Source organism: Bradyrhizobium sp. CCBAU 53351, assembly GCF_015291745.1.
Lineage (GTDB): Bacteria > Pseudomonadota > Alphaproteobacteria > Rhizobiales > Xanthobacteraceae > Bradyrhizobium.
On the sequence record NZ_CP030059.1, the window covers coordinates 2,298,171 to 2,316,357 of the forward strand.

Genomic DNA, 18,187 nt, shown 5'->3' on the forward strand with positions numbered 1-18,187 from the left:
TAAGTATCCCTCATGACTCCGCCCACCACCTTTTCCTTCGACACTCCCGGCGATGCCGAACGTGCGGCCGAGCTGCGCCGCGTCAAGGCGCTGGCGACGCTGGTGCTGGCGTCCACGCTTGGGCTCTTCATCGTCGCCAAGATCTTCTTGAACGTGCATCCCGTCTTCGGCTTCATCGCCGCCTTCGCGGAAGCCGCGACCATCGGCGGGCTCGCCGACTGGTATGCCGTGGTTGCCCTGTTCAAGCGGCCGCTCGGCCTGCCGATCCCGCACACCGCGATCATCCAGAGCAATCAGGCCCGCATCGCCGACAAGCTCGGCGAGTTCATCCAGGTGCATTTCCTCGAGGCCGGCCCGGTCGAGGCCAAGCTGAAGGAGATCGATTTCGGATCCTTCGTCGCCGACTGGCTGCGTGATCGCAAGCGCAGTGACGATCTGGCGCGCTTTGCGCTACGCCTGTTGCCCGAGGCCGTCTCTGCGACGGAGAGCTCGGGCCTGATGACCTTCATCATTCGCCGCATGTCGTCGCAGCTCCAGGCGGTCGACCTTGCGCCGCTCGCGGCCGGCACGCTGCGCGGCTTCGTGGCGGAAGGGCGCCACCAGATCCTGTTCGACGATCTCCTGCGCGTGATGCATGAGACGCTGAACCAGAAAGAGACGATGGGGATGATCCGCGAGAAGGTGCGCGCGGAGTTGCCGACCCTGCTCCGGCTCTATCGCGCCGACAAGTTTCTGGTGAACAAGATCGTGGCGTCCGCCACCGCGTTCTTCAACGAGGTGCGCAATGATCCCAAGCATCCGTTCCGCGGCGAGTTCGACCGCATGGTGCTGAGCTTCGTCGACCGGCTCGGCACCGATCAGGCTTATATCGACCGCATCGACGGCTTGAAGCGCGATCTCTTGGCGCGGCCCGAGCTCGCGGATCTTGCCCGCACCGTCTGGTCCAATACGCGCTCCTTCATCGAGCGCAGCGCGAGCGGCGAGACGCAGGTGCTGCAGCATCATCTCGCCGGCATGTTCGTCGCGGCCGGCGAAGCGCTCGCGGGCGATGCCGAACTGCGCGGCGAGATCAACAAGGGCTTGGTGACGGTGTTGCGCAGCTTCGTCGCCGACCAGAAGAGCGGCGTTTCGATCTTCATCTCCGACCAGGTCAAGGCGTGGGATATGGCGCAGCTGATTTCGCTGATCGAAATCAACATCGGGCGCGACCTGCAATACATCCGCTTCAACGGCTCGCTGATCGGCGGCCTCGCCGGGCTCGCGCTCTACTCCGTAGAATCCCTGCTGAGATGGCTGTGACTTTTGCGTCACGGCCGGTGGCATTCACACGCAGGCCTATTGTCGCCCCGCATCTCTCCCGCTTGAATGCCGGGAACCGGCCGCCTAGCTGATTCATGTTGCGCTGCGGAACGATCAAGAAGCCGGCGAGTTGGAATCTCCATGCATTTGCCGGCCTCGTCCGGCCACCTTTTCAGCAATTCTTCCAGGGGACCATTGATGACCGCTACTGCCCAGACGCTGCGTCCGCCGTCCCGTACTCTGATGTTTCTGGAAGGGCGCGCGATCCACGAGTTCGGCGCATTCCTCGGCGCGCTGCCGCTGCTGAGCCTCGCGCCGCGCGGCGATGGGCATCCGGTGCTGGTGCTGCCGGGCCTCGTCGCCTCCGACGCGTCCACGCGCGCGCTGCGCACCTTCCTGTCCGGCAAGGGCTACGCGGTGAGCGGGTGGCGCCAAGGCCGCAATTACGGCCTGCGCGATGGCGTGCAGCACGCGATGGTCGATCTGGTCCAGGAGCTCAGCGACAATCACAGCCGCAAGATCAGTCTTGTGGGCTGGAGCCTCGGTGGTCTCTATGCACGCCAGCTCGCCAAGATGATGCCGGAGCGTGTGCGTCAGGTGATTACGCTCGGCAGCCCCTTCGCCGGCAATCCCCGCTCCACCAACGCCTGGCGCGTCTATGAATGGGCGAGCGGACGGAAGTCCGACGAGGTCGATCCGCAGTTCGGTGGCGAGCTTGCCGTCCCGCCGCCGGTGCCGACCACCGCCATCTTCAGCCGCACCGACGGCGTCTGCGCCTGGCAAGGCTGCATGGAGAAATCGGGCGCGCAGACCGAGAGCATTGAGATCGAGAGCAGCCATTGCGGCATGGGCCATCATCCGGCCGCGGTCTATGCGGTGGCCGACCGCCTCGCACAAAAGGAAGGCCAATGGCGTCCGTTCGACCGCAGCGGCTGGCGCAGCGTGGTGTATCCCGACCCGCACAGGTGATTTCTTCGCCTCTCCCCGCTCGCGGGGAGAGGCCGCAATTGCGAAAAGCAAATTCCGGGTGAGGGTGACTCTCCACGAGTCCAATTCTCACCGACTCCGCGGAGACTCCCCCTCATCCCGACCTTCTCAGCGTGAGCGAAGCTCGTCGCGGCCCCGCAAGCGGGGAGAAGGAGTGGAGGCATTGTCGCTTCCATCCATTGTCGCGCCCGCACCAAACGCGCTATGCCTGCCGCATGGCGCATCCGCTTTCCCGCATCATCGACCAGCTCAAGCGTGAACCGTCGCGCACCGGCTCCATCGTCATCACCGTGTTCGGCGATGCTATCGTGCCGCGCGGCGGATCCGTGTGGCTGGGCACGCTGCTGGAATTCTTCCAACGCCTGGATATCGACAGCGGCGTCGTCCGCACCGCGATGTCGCGCCTTGCCGCCGATGGCTGGCTGACGCGCGAAAAGGTCGGCCGCAACAGTTTCTACCGGCTTGCCGACAAAGGACGCCAGACGTTTGAAGCTGCCACGCGCCACATCTACGATCCGCCGCCGTCGGACTGGACCGGACGCTTCGAGCTGCTCCTGATCGGCAATGGCGAGGACCGTGACGTTTCCCGCGAGGCGCTTCGCAACGCCGGCTTCGGCAGTCCGCTGCCGGGCGTCTGGGTCGCGCCGTCGGGTGTGCCGGTGCCGGACGAAGCCGCGGGCGCCATCCGTCTGGAAGTCTCCGCCGAAGACGATAGCGGCCGCCGTCTGCTCAGCGCGAGCTGGCCGCTGCAGCGCACCGCGGACGCTTATCTGAAATTCATGAAAACGTTCGAGCCGCTCCGCGCCGCAATCGCGCGCGGCACGGATCTGTCCGAGGCCGACGCCTTCACCGCGCGCATCCTCTTGATCCACCATTATCGCCGTGTTGTGCTGCGTGATCCCTTGCTGCCGGGCGAATTACTGCCGGCGGACTGGCCGGGCAGGGCGGCCCGTGACCTCTGCGGCGATATCTATCGCGCGCTGCTCGCTCCCTCCGAGCAATGGCTCGATGATCATGGAACCAACGAAAAGGGGCCATTGCCGCCGGCGCGAAAGCTGCTGGAACGGAGGTTTGGCGCCTGAGATTTATGTTACAGAAATATCTTGCATGAAGTAATTCTTGTTATATATTCTCTCCCAATCAATCGGGAGGATGCGCATGTATACCCAGGCGCTGAACACGGCCGAGACCGACGACCGCGGTCTGGAGGACGCCGGCAGGGCTGCGCGGTTCCAGGCCCGTATCGATGCCGAGGAGCGCATCGAGCCGAACGACTGGATGCCGGCGGCCTATCGCAAGACGCTCACCCGCCAGATTTCCCAGCACGCCCATTCCGAAATCGTCGGCATGCTGCCCGAAGGCAATTGGATCACGCGCGCGCCGACGCTGCGCCGCAAGGCCGCGCTGCTGGCCAAGGTGCAGGACGAGTGCGGCCACGGCCTCTATCTCTACGCCGCTGCCGAGACGCTCGGCACCTCACGCGAGGAGCTGGTCGACGCCATGCTCGCCGGCAAAGCGAAGTATTCCTCGATCTTCAACTATCCGACGCTGACATGGGCCGACATCGGCACCATCGGCTGGCTGGTCGATGGCGCCGCGATCATGAACCAGATCCCGCTGTGCCGCTGCTCCTACGGCCCCTATGCGCGCGCGATGATCCGGGTCTGCAAGGAGGAATCGTTCCACCAGCGCCAGGGTTACGAGATCATGCTGACGCTGTGCCGCGGCTCGGACGAGCAGAATGCGATGGCGCAGGACGCGCTGAACAGATGGTGGTGGCCGGTGCTGATGATGTTCGGTCCGCCCAATGCGACCAGCCAGCACAGTGACACTTCGACGAAATGGAAGATCAAGCGCTTCTCCAATGACGAGCTGCGCCAGAAATTCGTCGATGCCACCGTGCCGCAGGCGCAATATCTCGGCCTCACCGTTCCCGATCCCGGCATGATTCAGGATGCCGACGGGCACTGGCGCTACAGCGAGATCGACTGGACCGAGTTCAAGCAGGTGCTCGCCGGCAACGGCCCTTGCAATCGCGACCGCATGGCCGCGCGCCGCAAGGCCCACGAAGAGGGCGCCTGGGTGCGCGAGGCGGCCGCAGCCTATGCCGCCAAGCGCGCACAGCGCCAGACCGCGCAAGCCGCGGAATAGGGAGATCGATATGGCCACGCCGAACACGCCGCTGTGGGAAGTCTTCATTCGCAGCCGCAACGGGCTCGCGCACAAGCATGTGGGATCGCTGCACGCGAGCGATGCCACCATGGCCCTGCAGGCCGCTCGCGACATCTACACAAGGCGTGGCGAGGGCCTGTCGATCTGGGTGGTGCCGTCGACCGCGATCACCGCGAGCGATCCCGCCGAGAAGGGCATGATGTTCGAGCCGGCGGAATCCAAGATCTACCGGCATCCGACGTTCTACGAGGTGCCCGAGGAAGTGGGGCACATGTGATGGCGACCGCCAACATCGAGGTCTCCGAAACGCCTTTGGTGCTCTACGCGCTGCGCCGCGCCGACGATGCGCTGATCCTCGGCCATCGGTTGTCGGAATGGTGCGGGCATGCGCCGATGCTGGAAGAGGACATGGCGCTCTCCAACATTGCGCTCGACCTGATCGGCCAGGCGCGAGAGCTCTACAGCTACGCCGCCAAGGTCGAAGGCAGGGATAACGACGAGGACAAGCTCGCCTACTTGCGCGACGTCAGGCAGTACCGCAATTTGCTGCTGGTCGAGCAGCCCAACGGCGATTTCGCGCACACCCTGGTGCGGCAGTTCTTCTATTCGGCGTTCGCCGACCTCTACTGGCGCGCGATGATGAGCTCGCGTGATGCGACGCTGGCTGCGATCGCCGCCAAGTCGGAGAAGGAGAGTGCCTATCATCTGCGCCACGCCTCGGAGTGGATCATCCGGCTCGGCGACGGCACCGACGAGAGCCACGCACGCGCGCAGGCCGCGGTCGATCACCTCTGGGCCTTCACCGGCGAGATGTTTGCCGTCGACGAGGCCGAACGCGCCCTGATCCATGCCGGTCTCGCCGCCGATCCCGGCACCTTGCGCGGTCGCTGGCTGCAGACGCTTTCCGATGTCGTCAGCGAGGCCACCTTGGTGCTGTCGCAGAACGACTGGATGCAGCAGGGCGGCCGCACGGGCCGGCACAGCGAACATCTCGGCCATCTCCTGTCCGAACTGCAATCGATGCAGCGCACCTTCCCGGGGCAGACATGGTGAGCGTGCTGGAGCGCGATAGCGAGCTGCGCCAGCGCGCCTGGGACGCTGCGGCGAGCGTGGTCGATCCGGAGATCCCGGTCTTGACCATCGCCGATCTCGGTGTGCTCCGCGAGGTTGCGTTGGCCGGCGATCATGTCGAGGTCGCGATCACGCCGACCTATTCTGGCTGTCCGGCGATGAACATGATCGCGCTGGAGATCGAGCTGGCGCTGGAGCGCGCCGGCTTTAGCCGTCCGAAGGTGCACACGGTGCTGTCGCCCGCCTGGACCACCGACTGGATGAGCGAGGAGGGACGCGAGAAGCTGCGCGCCTATGGTATTGCGCCGCCGCAAGCCTCGAACTCGCGCCGCGCGCTGTTCGGCGAGCAGACCATCACGTGCCCGCAATGCGGCTCGGACAAGACCGAGCTTTTATCCGAATTTGGCTCGACCTCCTGCAAGGCGCTGTGGCGCTGCAAGTCCTGCCGCGAACCGTTCGATTACTTCAAGTGTCATTGACCATGTCAGCAGCAGCCGCACCGCGCTTTCATCGCCTGGCCGTCAACGATCTCCGCCGCGAGGCTTCCGACGCCATCTCCATGACCTTCGCCATCCCGGGCGAACTCGCCGGCGATTACGCCTTCACGCCCGGCCAGTACCTGACGCTCCGCACTACGCTGGATGGAGAAGAGGTGCGCCGCTCCTATTCGATCTGTTCCGGCCCTGACGACGGTGAGATCCGCATCGCCGTGAAGAAGGTCGACGGCGGCGCGTTTTCGAATTGGGCAGCCGAAGATCTCAAATGCGGCGACGAGCTCGACGTGATGACCCCGACGGGCCGCTTCGGCATAGTCCCGCCGGCAGAAAGCGCGCGTGTTCATGTCGGCTTCGCCGCTGGCTCCGGCATCACGCCGATCCTGTCGATCGTGAAGGGCGTGCTCGCGCGCGAGCCGGGCAGCCGCTTCTTCCTGTTCTACGGCAACCGCAGCACCGACAACATCATGTTCCTCGAAGCGCTCGAGGAGCTGAAGGACCGCTTCATCGACCGCCTCTCGATCTTCCACGTCATCTCCGGCGAGGAGCAGGACATCCCGATCCTGCATGGCCGGCTCGACGGCGACAAGGTGAGGGTGCTGCTGCGCTCGCTGGTGCCGGCGGGAAGCGTCGATCACGTCTATGTCTGCGGTCCCCTTGGCATGAGCGAGGATATCGAGGCAACGTGCCGCGAGCTCGGCATCGTGCAGGACCGTATCCACGTCGAGCGCTTCGTCTCCGAATTCGGCGGCAAGCCCAGGCCAAAGAAGCTGGTTGCGCCCGACGCGCCGCCGAAGGCGATCGCATCGCTGATCATCGACGGCAAGCGGCGCGACGTGCCGGTCGCCGAGGACGAGGCGATCCTCGATGCCGCGCTGCGCGCCGGCGTCGATCTGCCGTTCGCCTGCAAGGGCGGCATGTGCTCGACCTGCCGTGCCAAGCTGGTCGAAGGCGAAGCGCCGATGGGCATCAACTATTCGCTGGAGCCGTGGGAGCTGAAGGCGGGCTTCATCCTGACCTGCCAGGCCAAGCCATCGTCGGAGCGCGTCGTGGTCGATTATGATCATGTCTGAGGAGGCGTATCAGTGCCTGACGTTGCAAATGCGTCGCATTATTTGACAGTCCTGGCCAACCAGCAGAACATCATGTGCAAGCATTTGACCGGGAGAGGCGCGTGAACCTCAAAGCCGCTGTGTCGCCTGACGATGTCGCCCGCGCCTGCGCCGACGCAATGTGGGCGGATGACGATGCCTCCAAGGGACTCGGCATGGAGATCGTGGAGATCGGTCCGGGCTTCGCGACGCTGGCGATGACGGTGCGGCCGGACATGGTCAACGGCCAGCGCATCGCCCATGGCGGCTTCATCTTCACGCTCGCCGATTCCGCCTTCGCCTTTGCGTGCAACTCGCACAACGACCGCGTCGTTGCCGCGCAGGGCCAGATCACCTTCATCAAGCCCGGCAAGCTCGGCGATCGCCTCGTTGCCAGGGCGCGCGAGATCACGCGCGGCGGGCGCTCCGGCATTTATGACGTGCGCGTCACTGCAGGCGACACCGTGATCGCGGAATTCCGCGGACACTCGCGCGTCATTCCCGGCACGTGGCTGCCGACACAAGAGCAATAACCAACCAAGAAAAGAACAAATCAATGTTGTGGGGAAGCGAGGATGGCTTTGACGAGGTTGAAAGAAAGCGGCGGCTATAGCGCCGAGATGGACGCGCATGAACGCGCCTCGCGCGACGAGATCATGGCGCTGCAAAAGCAGCGGCTCGCCTGGTCGCTCAAGCACGCCTATGACAACATTGCACATTATCGCAAGGCGTTCGATGAAGCCGGCGTGCATCCGTCCGACTTTCGCGAGCTGTCCGACCTTGCGAAATATCCGTTCACGGTGAAGACGGATTTACGCGACAATTATCCGTTCAACATGTTCGCGGTGCCGCGCGAAAAGCTGGTGCGCGTGCATGCCTCCTCCGGCACGACCGGCAAGCCGATCGTGGTCGGCTATACGCAGGCCGATATCGACACATGGTCGGACGTGATGGCGCGATCGATCCGCGCCGCCGGCGGCCGCACCGGCATGATCATTCACAATGCCTATGGCTACGGTCTCTTCACCGGTGGATTAGGGGTGCACTACGGCGCCGAGAAGCTCGGCTGCACCGTGGTGCCGATCTCAGGCGGCATGACCGAGCGGCAGGTGCAGCTCATCAATGATTTCCGCCCTGATATCATCACGGTGACGCCGAGCTACATGCTGGCGATCCTCGACGAGTTCAAGCGCCAGCGGCTCGATCCGCGCCAATGCTCGCTCAAGGTCGGCATCTTCGGTGCCGAGCCCTGGACCAATGCGATGCGCGGTGAGATCGAGGACGCCTTCGACATGGACGCGACCGACATCTATGGCCTCTCCGAGGTGATCGGCCCAGGCGTCGCGCAGGAATGCATCGAGACCAAGGACGGCCTGCACATCTGGGAGGATCATTTCTACCCCGAGGTGATCGACCCCGAGACCGGCGCGGTGCTGCCCGACGGTGAGAAGGGCGAGCTGGTCTTCACCTCGCTCACCAAGGAAGCGTTCCCGGTGATCCGCTATCGCACCCGCGATTTGACGCGGCTTCTCCCCGGCACCGCTCGCCCCGGCATGCGGCGCATGGAGAAGGTCACGGGACGCTCGGACGACATGATCATCCTGCGCGGTGTCAATCTGTTCCCGACCCAGATCGAGGAGGTGCTGCTCGCGACCGATTGGTGCGGCGGCCATTTCATCCTGGAGCTGACCCGCGAAGGCCGCATGGACGAGCTCACCATCATCGCCGAGGCGCGGTCCGAAAGCTGGGACGGACGAGGCCTCGTCGACCACGCCGACCGGATCTCGACCCACATCAAGAACACGATCGGGATCAGCTCCAGGGTGAGGGTAGTCGCGCCGGATACGCTGGAGCGCTCGCTCGGCAAGGCCAAGCGGCTCTACGACAAGCGGCCCAAGGACTGACTGGAAGGACCGACTTGGCGGATTGACATGGCGGATCGACTTGGCGGATTGACTTGACCGGTCCCAGAGGCGACAAGGCCCGCGAGAAATCGCGGGTCTTTTCATGTCGCCAGCCGATGCCAAAACCGTCGAAGCGCGCTGCGTGCGCCTCAATGCCAAAGCCGAGAACGCCGCCGAGCTTGCGCCGGTGGTCGAGCGTCAGACGCTGACGCGCGGTCCGAACGATCTCCTGATCGAGGTGAAGGCCGCAGCCGTCAATCCGTCCGACGTCAAGGCCGCGACCGGGCTGATGCCCTATGCCGTGTTCCCGCGCACGCCGGGCCGCGATTATGCCGGCATCGTCATCGACGGGCCGGCCGGCACCGCCGGCCGCGAGGTGTTCGGCTCTTCCGGCGATCTCGGGATCCGCCGCGACGGCACCCATGCCAGCCATCTCGTGGTCGAGGCCGAGGCGGTCGTCGAGAAGCCGAAGACCGTGTCGTGGGAGGAGGCCGCCGGCATCGGCGTGCCCTTCGTCACCGCGATGGAAGGTTTTCGCCGCGCCGGCGTGCCGAAGAGCGGCGAGACCGTGCTGGTGTTCGGCGTCAACGGCAAGGTCGGTCAGGCTGCGGTGCAGATCGCGACCTGGCAGGGTGCGCGCGTCATCGGCGTGGTGCGCAAGGCGGAAACTTACGAAGGCCACAGCAACGCGCCGATCGAGGTGGTCGATGCCTCCACGACCGACGTTGCCGCGCGCGTGCGCGAATTGAATGGCGGCAAAGGCGCCGACATCGTCTTCAATACGGTGGGCGATCCCTATTTCCAGGCGGCGCACAAGTCGCTCGCCTTGCGCGGTCGCCAGATCCTGATTGCCGCGATCGACCGCATCGTGCAGTTCAACATCCTCGAATTCTATCGGGGCCAGCACACCTATGTCGGCATTGACACGCTCGGCCTGTCTTCGGCCGCGACCGGCGCGGTGCTGCGCGATCTCGGCCCGGGCTTTGCCGGCGGCCAACTGAAGCCGTTCCCGATCAAAGCGAGCGCCGTCTATCCGCTCGATCGCGCCAAGGAGGCCTATGTTGCCGTCGCCGGCTCCTCGCGCGACCGGGTGATTATGAAGCCGTAATCATGGAATCGTCCTCCCTGCTCGTCATCCTCGCCGGCCTCGGCATCGGTCTCGTCTACGGCGCCGTCGGCCTGCTCAGCGGCTTCTGCCTGATGAGCAGCATGCGCGGCTGGCTGGCCGAGGGCGACGGGCGGCTGGTGCGGACCTATGCGCTGGCGATCGCGGTCGCGATCGCCGCGAGCCAATTCCTCGCCGGCAACGGCATGGTTGATCTCGGCAAGACGATCTACCTGCAACCGTCGTTCTCGGTGCCGGTGCTGTTCATCGGCGGCCTGCTGTTCGGTTACGGCATGGTGCTGTCGAACGGCTGCGGCTCGCGCGCGCTGGTGCTGCTCGGCCGCGGCAATCTCCGCTCCTTCGTCGTCGTGGTCGTGCTGGCCATCGCCGCGCAGATGACGCTCAAGGGCCTGATCGCGCCGGCGCGCATCGCGCTGGTCCAGGCTTCGCAAACCACGGTCAACGCGAATTCGCTGCCGTCCTTGCTGGCGACGCTCGGTCTCACGGAGACGCTTTCGCGCGCGCTCGCAACCGTCACGATCGTCGTCGCGTTGATGCTGTTTGCCTTCGCGCATCCGGCGTTCCGCCGTTCGCCCGGCCAGATCGTCGCGGGCATCATCGTGGGCCTCCTCGTTGCCGGCGGCTGGTACGTGACCGGCTGTCTCGGTGCCGACGACTTCAATCCCATCCCGGTGACCTCGCTCACCTTCATCGCGCCGATCGCCGACAGCCTGCAATACGCCATGCTCTCGACCGGCCTGACGCCCAACTTCGGCATCGCGACGGTTGCCGGCGTCTTCGTCGGCAGCCTGATGACGGCACTCGCCACCGGCCGCTTCAAGCTCGAAGGCTATTCATCGCCACGCCACATGCTGCGCTCGGGCACCGGCGCTGCGCTGATGGGGATCGGCGGCGTGATGGCGTTCGGCTGCTCGATCGGGCAGGGGCTCACGGGCGTCTCGACCCTCGCGCTGGGTTCGTTCGTCGCGATCGCCGGCATCCTGCTCGGGACTGCGGCAGGCCTGCGCGGCGCGCTGCGGGTTCAGCCTCTCGCCGTAGCCTGACTTCGCAGGAACCGGTCGCCTAGCGTCGCAAGACCGATGCCGCTGACGATCAGCCCGGCCGCGACGGCGAGACTCACATCGACGGGCTCACCGAGCAGGATGGCGGCGCTGGCAATGCCGACGAGCGGCGTTCCCGTGGTGCCGAGCGCCGTCGTCAAGGCCGAGATGCTCTTGTTGACCATCGACATCGCCCAATAGGCCAGCGCCGTCCCGATCAGGCCGGCGTACAGAAACAGCAGGACGAGCCGCCACGACCATTCGACGTGCGGCGGGCCGTCCGTGACCACCGCCGATCCCGTCAGCACGATCGTCGCCACGAGCACTTGCCAGATCAGGAGCTGGAGCGGTGAGGCGATCCAGCGGTGCGCACGGATGTAGATGATGTTCGCGGCCCAGGAGATCGCGGCCAGGATGACCATGCCGGCGCCGATCACGACGTTGCTATTGGTCCAGTCGATCGAGGTGGGATTCAGGATCACGGCAAGGCCGGCCAGTCCGAGCAAGGCGCCGGCGACTTTTGGCGCGGTCAGCGTGTCCTTCCCGAGCAAGGGCGCGGCGATCGCGACCCAGAGCGGCGTGGTGTAGCCGAGCACGATGGCCTTGCTCGCGGGCAGGAAGCGCACGCCGGCCGCGACCAGGACCGAGAAGATTGTCATGTGCAGCAGTGCGACGCTGAGCACCACCGGAATGTCGCGCCGTTCCGGAATCACCAGATTGTTGCTGAGCCCCAGGATCACGAACAAGCCAGCCAGCGCGATCCAGCTCCGGATCGCCGATGTCCACAGCGGCGGAAGGAACTGGACGAGCTGTTTCGTCACCGACCAATTTACGCCCCAGGCCAGCACGACGATGAGGAACAGGCCGACGGCGGCGCGAGGGGACAGGGTGTTCATTTCGATGGTCCTTGAAACAGTCCAGTGCGGCGGATAGCATTCCGCTTGGCACCTGAAAAAGTGCCAGATTGGAGAAGAATGAGGGGCCAGTGTCCGAGGGCATGATCGCGGGCCTGATCGACCTCGATCGCGCCGACGACGAGGGTTTGACGGCGCGGCTGACGGTGCAGCTCCGAAGCCTGATTGCGAGTGGTCGACTTGGTAAGGGCCATGAGCTGCCGTCGAGCCGCCGGCTCGCGAGCGATCTCGGCGTGTCCCGCAACACCGTCACCTACGCGTTCGAGCAGCTCGCCGCGGAGGGGTATCTAGCTGCGTCGCAAGGGCGGCGCGCGGTCGTGACCGTCGACGGTGCTGGGCGGTTGGACGCGGCAGGGGCAGCGGCATCGCGCCCGCGCTCCGGTAAGCCGCGGCTCTCCCCTTGGGCCTCAAAGCTCGAGCAGACGGACTGGCCGATGTCTTATCTGGCGCCGCTAAAGCCCTTGCGTCCGGGGCATGGCGACGCGAGAGAGTTTCCGAACGAAATCTGGGGGCGCTGCCTGCGTCGCAGCGCCGTGGGGGCAACCAGGCGCGAGCCCGGTCCGGTCAACCGGCCGCGCTTGCGCGCGGCGCTGGCGCATTACCTCGCGACCGGTAGAGGCGTTCGTGCCGACGCGGAGCAGATCCTGATCCTGCCGAGCGCGCAGGCTGCGCTCACCCTGATTGCGGCTGCCGTCATCACGCCCGGCGACGAGGTCTGGGTCGAGGATCCCGGCTATCCCGGTGCTGCGGCCGCCTTTCGTGCCTCCGGCGCGCGCGTGACTGGCATCGGTCTGGACGAACAGGGGATGCAGCGGATGGCGGGCCTGGCGCCTCCAACGCTGATCTTCATGACGCCGTCGCACCAGCATCCGACCGGGCGGCTGATGTCACTGGCCCGCCGCACCGAGTTTCTGAAGCTGAGCAGGCCCGGCAAGACCTGGATCGTGGAGGACGACTATGACGGCGAATTCCACTATGACAGCCGGCCGGTACCGGCGTTGCAGGGGTTGGACGCCCACGGCCGCGTGTTCTATGTCGGCACCTTCTCCAAGGCGATGACGTCGGACATCCGGCTCGGCTATCTCGTCGCGCCGCCGGCGCTGGTCTCTACGCTGGAGATCGTGCAGCGGCATATCGGGCTGATCGCCGCTAGCGCCGTCCAGGACGCGCTGGCCGAGTTCATCGCGGACGGGCATTTTCTCGCACATCTGCGGCGGATGCGCCGGCTCTATCACGCGCGGCGCGATCATCTCGTCGAGGGGCTGCAGCGCTATCTCGGCGAGGTGCTCACGGTCGAGGTGCCCTCGGGCGGCATCCAGCTCGTGGCGCGCCTCAAGCGCGGCCGCGCCGATCAGGCAGCAGTCAAACGACTGGTCGAGGCAGGGGTCGAAACGCGCGCCTTGTCGAGCCTGACGCTCGGACAGCCGCGAGATCACGGCCTGCTGCTCGGCTTTGCGGCGTGGCGCGAGAGCGAGATCAGCGCCGCCTTGCGGACGATGGCCTCGTGCTTCTAGAGCATGATCCGGAAAAGTGCGCAGCGGTTTTCCGACAAGATCATACTCAAACAATAGCCTGGCGCGTTAACCCACCGCCTTCGTCACGATACGAATCTCCGACGTCAGCGTGCGGTGCACCGGACACTTGTCGGCGATCTCCATCAGCTTCCTGCGTTGCTCGGCATCGAGCGCGCCGTCGATGGTGATGTCGCGCTCGATCTGGTCGAGCATGCCCTCGCGCGTGTCGCACTCCGCGCAATCCTTTGCGTAGATCTTGGAGTGCTTCAAAGTGACTGTGACGCGGTCGAGCGGCAGCGACTTGCGGTCGGCATAGAGGCGCATGGTCATGGATGTGCAGGCCCCGAGGCCAGCGAGCAGGAAGTCATACGGGCCGGGCCCGGCATCTGCGCCGCCGGCCGCAACGGGCTCGTCCGCCACCAGATGATGCGGACCGACGGTGATGGTCTGGTTGAACTTGCTTTTGCGGGTCTCCTGGACCACGACCTTCCGTGGTTCCTCCGGGAGATCCATCACTCTCGCGGGCTTTGCCGTGTCGACGTAGCGGCTGGCCCAGGCGGCGATCACGTCGGCCGCGTAAAGCGCGTCAGCCGGCCTGCTCAGCAGGTGATCGGCGTGGTCGAGCGAGACGAAACTCTTGGGGTGCTTCGCTGCCACAAAGATTTTGGTCGCATTGTCGATCCCGACGGTGTCGTCGACCGGCGAGTGCATCACCAGCAGCGCCTTGTGCAGGCCGGTGATATCCCTCATCAGTTCGTGCTCGGCGATGTCCTCGAGGAATTCGCGCTTGATCCGGAATGGGCGTCCCGCCAGCGTGACCTCGACCTCGCCTTGCGCGCGGATGTCGTCGAGATGCTCTTTGAACAGCCCGGTCACATGCGCGGGATCGGAGGGGGCCGCGATGGTCACGACCGCCCTGGCTTCCGAAATCTTTCCAGCGGCCGCAAGGATCGCGGCGCCGCCGAGGCTGTGCCCGATCAGGATCGACGGCGCCTTGCGGACGCTGCGCAGATGATCGGCGGCGCGGACGAGATCGGCGACGTTGGACGAAAATGTCGAATTGGCAAAATCGCCCTCGCTGGAGCCGAGCCCGGTGAAGTCGAAGCGCAGCACCGCGATGCCCTTGGCCGCGAGCGCAACGGCGATGCGCTTGGCGGCAAGCGTATCCTTGCCGCAGGTGAAGCAATGCGCGAACAGCGCGTAGGCCGCGGGCTCGCCGTCCGGCAATTCCAGCGCGGCCGCAAGCTGATGGCCGCCTTCGCCGGTGAATTGAAAACGTTCCGTCGGCATGGGCTTTCCCCGATTCTTGCTTGAATGCTAATCGTTCGAATAGCGCTGCTCGGCCCAGGGATCGCCGCGGTTATGATAGCCGCGGACTTCCCAGAAGCCCGGCGCATCCTTGGTCAGGAATTCGATGGCCTGGAGCCATTTCGCGCTCTTCCAGAAATAGAGATGCGGCACGACCAGCCGCACCGGCCCGCCATGCTGGTCCGTCAGCGGCTGGCCGGACCAGCTATGGGCGAGCAGCGCGTCCTCCGCGGCGAAGTCTTCCAGCGCGAGGTTGGTGGTATAGCCGTCGTAGGAATGCAGTGTCACGAAGCGCGCGTCCTCGCGCGGCTGGCAGGCGGCCAGCAGCTCGCGCGTGGCAAGCCCTTCCCACTCGTTGTCATAGCGTGACCAGGTGGTGACGCAATGGATGTCGGAGGTGAAGTGGGCCTGCTTCTGCGCCGCGAACTCCGCAAAGGTCCAGAACACCGGCGTTTCGACCGCGCCGTAAACGTCGAGGCGCCAGCGCTCGCGCGACACCGGCGGCACGACGCCGAGGTCGAGCACCGGCCAATCCTTGGTGAGGTGCTGGCCCGGCGGCAGGCGCTGCTCCTCCGGACGCGTGATCTTGCCGGTGAGGAAGCGGCCCTCGCGCGCCCATTTCTCCTTGGTGCGGGTCAGCTTGCTGTCGGGCGGGTCGTTGTCGTCGGACATGGGCTACTCGTGGCGCTGCATTGCGGAGGCGTGCTTGGTGTCGCGCATGGTGGAATAGATGATCAGCGACACGCAAATGATGGCGCTGAGATAGAAGTAGAACCAGTCTTCGTGCCCGATGCTCTTGAAGTAGAGCGCGATCGCCGGCGCCGTGCCACCAAAGATCGAGACCGTGATCGCATAGGGCAGGCCGACGCCGAGCGCGCGGACATTGGTCGGGAACAGCTCGGCCTTCACCACCGCATTGATCGAGGTATAGCCGGCGACGAACAGCCAGGCGCAGCAGATCAGGATGAAGGCGACGAAGGGTGACTTGGTCTCCTTCAGCGTCATCAACAGCGGAACGGTCGCAAGCGTGCCGGCGACGCCGAAGAAGATCAGAAGCGGCTTGCGCCCGATCCGGTCGGAGATCGCGCCATAGATCGGCTGCAGGATGGTCGCGAAGATCAGGGTGCCGAAGATCACCAGCGTGGTCTGGTCCTCGGTCAAGCCGACCGACAGCTTGACGAAAGTCTGCATGTAGGTGGTGAAGGTGTAGAACGCCGCGGTGCCGCCGGCGGTGAGGCCGACGACCAGCAGGAGCTCGCGCGGATAGCGCAGGAGATTGGTGATCGAGCCGGTGGGCTTCACCACCTTCTTGGCTTCCTCGAACGCCTCGGTTTCATGCAAGCCGCGCCGCATCACCGCGGCAAAGATCGCGAGCGCCGCACCGATCGCAAACGGGATGCGCCAGCCCCAGGCTTTCAGCTCCTCCGGCGTGAGGAAGACCTTTTGCAGGAGCAGCAGCACGATGATCGCGGTGAGCTGGCCGCCGATCAGCGTCACGTACTGAAAGCTGGAATAGAAGCCGCGATGCCTGGGATCGGCGACCTCGCTGAGATAGGTGGCGCTGGCGCCATATTCGCCGCCGAGGCTGAGGCCCTCGATCACGCGGGCAAGCGCCAGGATCACCGGCGCGGCGAAGCCGATCGTGGCATAGGTCGGCGTCAGCGCGATGATCAGCGAGCCGAAGCACATGAAGACGACCGAGAGGGTCAGCGAGATGCGCCGGCCGAAATGGTCGGCAAGATAGCCGAAGAACCAGCCGCCGAGGGGGCGCATCAGGAAGGTCGCCGCGAACACGACGGCGACGTTCAATTGCTGCACGACAGGGTCGTTGCCGGGGAAGAAAGCCGGCGCGAAATAGAGCGCGAACGCCGTGTAAGCGTAGAAATCATACCACTCGACGAGATTGCCGATCGAACCGATGAAGATCGCCTTGATCCGCCGCCTGGCATCGGCGAGGTCGATGTGGTCAGAGGCCGGTTGGGTTGCTTGCTCTGTCACGTCCGGCCTCTCCGCTGTCTGGAAAGGCTTTACATCGCCTTTCCGAGCAAAAATGGCAACTGGCGAGGCCCACGCACCGTGCCTTGCGACCAGGTCACCGTGCCTGCCGGATCGAGGGCGAAGTCCGGAATGCGCTTCAGCCATTCCTCCAGCGCAACCTGCAACTCCATGCGGGCGAGATTGGAACCGACGCAGCGGTGGATGCCGAGGCCGAAGGCGGCGTGGCGATTTTCGCGGCGATCGATCACGACTTTGTCAGCATCCGGAAACATCTTGGGATCGCGATTGGCGGCGGGGAAGGACAACAGCACCATGTTGCCCGCCTTGACCGGGCAGCCCGAAATGGTGGTGTCCTTGACGACCTCGCGGGCCATCGTCACCGGGGAATAAGCGCGCAGCAGTTCCTCCACCGCGGTCGGGATCAATGCGGGCTCGGCGATCAGCCGCTCGCGATCGGCCGGCGCCCTCGCCAAATGCCATAGCGAAGATCCGATCGCGCTCCAGGTGGTGTCGATGCCGGCGATCAGAAGCAGGCGCAGCGAGCCCAGCACGTGGGACTCTTCCAGCGGCTGGCCTTCCTTGTCCTTGGCGTTCATCAGGTAGGAGATGAGGTCGTCGGTCGGCCTCGATTTGCGGTCTTCGATATGCGTCCTGAAATAGGCGCTCATCTCCTGCACGGCCTGGAGCAGCTTGGTCTCGTCCCTGATGCCGAGCTCGAGGATCATGTGGATCCAGTTGATGAAGAGGTCGCTGTCGCTCTCGGGGATGCCCAGCATGTGCGCGATCGCCCGAACCGGGACGTATTTGCTGTAGCGAGCGGCGGCGTCGACCTTGCCGTCGGCGATGAACCCGTCGATCAGCTCGTTGCAGATCGCGCGCATCCGCGGTTCCAGCTTCTTCATCGCATCCGGCGTGAAGGGCGGCAGCAGCAATTGCTTGGCCGGCTTGTGCGCGGGCGGATCCGAGGTGATCGGAGGGGCTGCGTTCCTGGCGATCTCCGGCCGCACGTCGCGGACGATGATACGGCGTGAGGAGAAATGCTCGGTGTCGTTGGCGATATCACGCACGGCCTCATAGGTCGTCGGCATGTAGCAGCCGAGGAAGCGCTCGGTGTGCACGACCGGACTTGCGGCGCGCAGCTCATCCCAGATCGGGAACGGGTCTTCCGTCCACTGCGGATCGGTGTGGTCGAAGTCGTTGACCCAGTCGATGACGGGCGGATGGGCGACAGGCTGGCTGACGTCGGACATGGCAGGAAATCCTTGGCTC

General features: G+C 65.1%; 18 protein-coding genes. 13 read left to right on the plus strand and 5 right to left on the minus strand.

The window, feature by feature from the left end:
* Positions 1 to 12 precede the first annotated feature (12 nt).
* The 12 genes from XH83_RS10835 (at position 13) to XH83_RS10890 (ending at position 11,187) form a co-directional block, all read left to right on the plus strand.
* Positions 13 to 1,299 carry a DUF445 domain-containing protein gene (locus XH83_RS10835; protein WP_194406983.1) on the plus strand — a complete coding sequence of 429 codons (1,287 nt, stop codon included), beginning with the start codon at positions 13 to 15 and terminating at the stop codon, positions 1,297 to 1,299.
* A gap of 198 nt (positions 1,300 to 1,497) precedes the next feature.
* On the plus strand, positions 1,498 to 2,268 hold the full coding sequence (locus tag XH83_RS10840; protein WP_194406984.1) for an alpha/beta hydrolase: 771 nt from the start codon (positions 1,498 to 1,500) through the stop codon (positions 2,266 to 2,268).
* A 233-nt stretch (positions 2,269 to 2,501) separates the two neighbouring features.
* The gene (gene paaX, locus XH83_RS10845; RefSeq protein ID WP_194406985.1) at positions 2,502 to 3,368 is read left to right on the plus strand and encodes a phenylacetic acid degradation operon negative regulatory protein PaaX; all 867 of its coding nucleotides are present in this window, start codon (positions 2,502 to 2,504) and stop codon (positions 3,366 to 3,368) included.
* A 76-nt stretch (positions 3,369 to 3,444) separates the two neighbouring features.
* Positions 3,445 to 4,437: a 1,2-phenylacetyl-CoA epoxidase subunit PaaA gene (paaA, locus tag XH83_RS10850; RefSeq protein WP_194406986.1), complete on the plus strand. Its 993-nt coding sequence runs from the start codon at positions 3,445 to 3,447 to the stop codon at positions 4,435 to 4,437.
* 10 nt (positions 4,438 to 4,447) lie between these two features.
* Positions 4,448 to 4,735 carry a 1,2-phenylacetyl-CoA epoxidase subunit PaaB gene (paaB, locus tag XH83_RS10855; RefSeq protein ID WP_008136594.1) on the plus strand — a complete coding sequence of 96 codons (288 nt, stop codon included), beginning with the start codon at positions 4,448 to 4,450 and terminating at the stop codon, positions 4,733 to 4,735.
* On the plus strand, positions 4,735 to 5,511 hold the full coding sequence (gene paaC / locus XH83_RS10860; RefSeq protein ID WP_194406987.1) for a 1,2-phenylacetyl-CoA epoxidase subunit PaaC: 777 nt from the start codon (positions 4,735 to 4,737) through the stop codon (positions 5,509 to 5,511). The genes paaB and paaC overlap by 1 nt, the downstream gene beginning before the upstream one ends.
* Positions 5,505 to 6,008, plus strand: coding sequence for a 1,2-phenylacetyl-CoA epoxidase subunit PaaD (gene paaD, locus XH83_RS10865; protein WP_194406988.1), 504 nt, complete (start codon positions 5,505 to 5,507; stop codon positions 6,006 to 6,008). Before paaC ends, paaD begins: the two co-directional genes overlap by 7 nt.
* A 2-nt stretch (positions 6,009 to 6,010) precedes the next feature.
* Complete coding sequence (gene paaE, locus XH83_RS10870; protein WP_194406989.1) at positions 6,011 to 7,096, plus strand: 1,2-phenylacetyl-CoA epoxidase subunit PaaE; 1,086 nt, start codon at positions 6,011 to 6,013, stop codon at positions 7,094 to 7,096.
* Between the two features lie 101 nt (positions 7,097 to 7,197).
* Positions 7,198 to 7,647, plus strand: coding sequence for a hydroxyphenylacetyl-CoA thioesterase PaaI (gene paaI / locus XH83_RS10875; protein ID WP_194406990.1), 450 nt, complete (start codon positions 7,198 to 7,200; stop codon positions 7,645 to 7,647).
* A 42-nt stretch (positions 7,648 to 7,689) separates the two neighbouring features.
* Positions 7,690 to 9,018, plus strand: coding sequence for a phenylacetate--CoA ligase PaaK (paaK, locus tag XH83_RS10880; RefSeq protein ID WP_194406991.1), 1,329 nt, complete (start codon positions 7,690 to 7,692; stop codon positions 9,016 to 9,018).
* A gap of 103 nt (positions 9,019 to 9,121) precedes the next feature.
* A complete protein-coding gene (locus XH83_RS10885; protein WP_194406992.1) occupies positions 9,122 to 10,126 on the plus strand; it encodes a zinc-binding alcohol dehydrogenase family protein in 1,005 nt (334 codons plus the stop codon).
* Between the two features lie 2 nt (positions 10,127 to 10,128).
* Positions 10,129 to 11,187: a YeeE/YedE family protein gene (locus tag XH83_RS10890; RefSeq protein ID WP_194406993.1), complete on the plus strand. Its 1,059-nt coding sequence runs from the start codon at positions 10,129 to 10,131 to the stop codon at positions 11,185 to 11,187.
* Here XH83_RS10890 and XH83_RS10895 read toward each other — a convergent pair.
* On the minus strand, positions 11,166 to 12,080 hold the full coding sequence (locus tag XH83_RS10895) for a DMT family transporter (RefSeq protein ID WP_194406994.1): 915 nt from the start codon (positions 12,078 to 12,080) through the stop codon (positions 11,166 to 11,168). The genes XH83_RS10890 and XH83_RS10895 overlap by 22 nt on opposite strands.
* A gap of 101 nt (positions 12,081 to 12,181) precedes the next feature.
* On the opposite strand from XH83_RS10895, the gene XH83_RS10900 reads away from it, so the two are divergent.
* The gene (locus tag XH83_RS10900) at positions 12,182 to 13,612 is read left to right on the plus strand and encodes a PLP-dependent aminotransferase family protein (protein WP_194408226.1); all 1,431 of its coding nucleotides are present in this window, start codon (positions 12,182 to 12,184) and stop codon (positions 13,610 to 13,612) included.
* Positions 13,613 to 13,678: 66 nt separating this feature from the next.
* Here the strand turns inward: XH83_RS10900 and XH83_RS10905 are convergent, their stop codons facing one another.
* From XH83_RS10905 to XH83_RS10920, 4 genes are read right to left on the minus strand one after another with little or no spacing between them, the layout of a single operon-like run.
* On the minus strand, positions 13,679 to 14,902 hold the full coding sequence (locus XH83_RS10905; RefSeq protein WP_194406995.1) for a bifunctional alpha/beta hydrolase/OsmC family protein: 1,224 nt from the start codon (positions 14,900 to 14,902) through the stop codon (positions 13,679 to 13,681).
* Positions 14,903 to 14,929: 27 nt separating this feature from the next.
* Positions 14,930 to 15,592, minus strand: a complete 663-nt coding sequence (locus XH83_RS10910) for a sulfite oxidase-like oxidoreductase (RefSeq protein ID WP_194406996.1) — start codon at positions 15,590 to 15,592, stop codon at positions 14,930 to 14,932.
* Positions 15,593 to 15,595: 3 nt separating this feature from the next.
* Positions 15,596 to 16,918: an MFS transporter gene (locus tag XH83_RS10915; RefSeq protein WP_194406997.1), complete on the minus strand. Its 1,323-nt coding sequence runs from the start codon at positions 16,916 to 16,918 to the stop codon at positions 15,596 to 15,598.
* Between the two features lie 29 nt (positions 16,919 to 16,947).
* Positions 16,948 to 18,168, minus strand: a complete 1,221-nt coding sequence (locus XH83_RS10920) for a cytochrome P450 (RefSeq protein WP_194406998.1) — start codon at positions 18,166 to 18,168, stop codon at positions 16,948 to 16,950.
* Positions 18,169 to 18,187: the final 19 nt, after the last annotated feature.

Bases quoted from the DNA above. Each gene is read 5' to 3' on its own strand.
- XH83_RS10835 (WP_194406983.1), top strand. From the start codon at position 13: ATGACTCCGCCCACCACCTTTTCCTTCGACACTCCCGGCGATGCCGAA.
- XH83_RS10840 (WP_194406984.1), top strand. From the start codon at position 1,498: ATGACCGCTACTGCCCAGACGCTGCGTCCGCCGTCCCGTACTCTGATG.
- paaX (WP_194406985.1), top strand. From the start codon at position 2,502: ATGGCGCATCCGCTTTCCCGCATCATCGACCAGCTCAAGCGTGAACCG.
- paaA (WP_194406986.1), top strand. From the start codon at position 3,445: ATGTATACCCAGGCGCTGAACACGGCCGAGACCGACGACCGCGGTCTG.
- paaB (WP_008136594.1), top strand. From the start codon at position 4,448: ATGGCCACGCCGAACACGCCGCTGTGGGAAGTCTTCATTCGCAGCCGC.
- paaC (WP_194406987.1), top strand. From the start codon at position 4,735: ATGGCGACCGCCAACATCGAGGTCTCCGAAACGCCTTTGGTGCTCTAC.
- paaD (WP_194406988.1), top strand. From the start codon at position 5,505: ATGGTGAGCGTGCTGGAGCGCGATAGCGAGCTGCGCCAGCGCGCCTGG.
- paaE (WP_194406989.1), top strand. From the start codon at position 6,011: ATGTCAGCAGCAGCCGCACCGCGCTTTCATCGCCTGGCCGTCAACGAT.
- paaK (WP_194406991.1), top strand. From the start codon at position 7,690: ATGGCTTTGACGAGGTTGAAAGAAAGCGGCGGCTATAGCGCCGAGATG.
- XH83_RS10885 (WP_194406992.1), top strand. From the start codon at position 9,122: ATGTCGCCAGCCGATGCCAAAACCGTCGAAGCGCGCTGCGTGCGCCTC.
- XH83_RS10890 (WP_194406993.1), top strand. From the start codon at position 10,129: ATGGAATCGTCCTCCCTGCTCGTCATCCTCGCCGGCCTCGGCATCGGT.
- XH83_RS10895 (WP_194406994.1), bottom strand. From the start codon at position 12,080: ATGAACACCCTGTCCCCTCGCGCCGCCGTCGGCCTGTTCCTCATCGTC.
- XH83_RS10900 (WP_194408226.1), top strand. From the start codon at position 12,182: ATGATCGCGGGCCTGATCGACCTCGATCGCGCCGACGACGAGGGTTTG.
- XH83_RS10905 (WP_194406995.1), bottom strand. From the start codon at position 14,902: ATGCCGACGGAACGTTTTCAATTCACCGGCGAAGGCGGCCATCAGCTT.
- XH83_RS10910 (WP_194406996.1), bottom strand. From the start codon at position 15,592: ATGTCCGACGACAACGACCCGCCCGACAGCAAGCTGACCCGCACCAAG.
- XH83_RS10920 (WP_194406998.1), bottom strand. From the start codon at position 18,168: ATGTCCGACGTCAGCCAGCCTGTCGCCCATCCGCCCGTCATCGACTGG.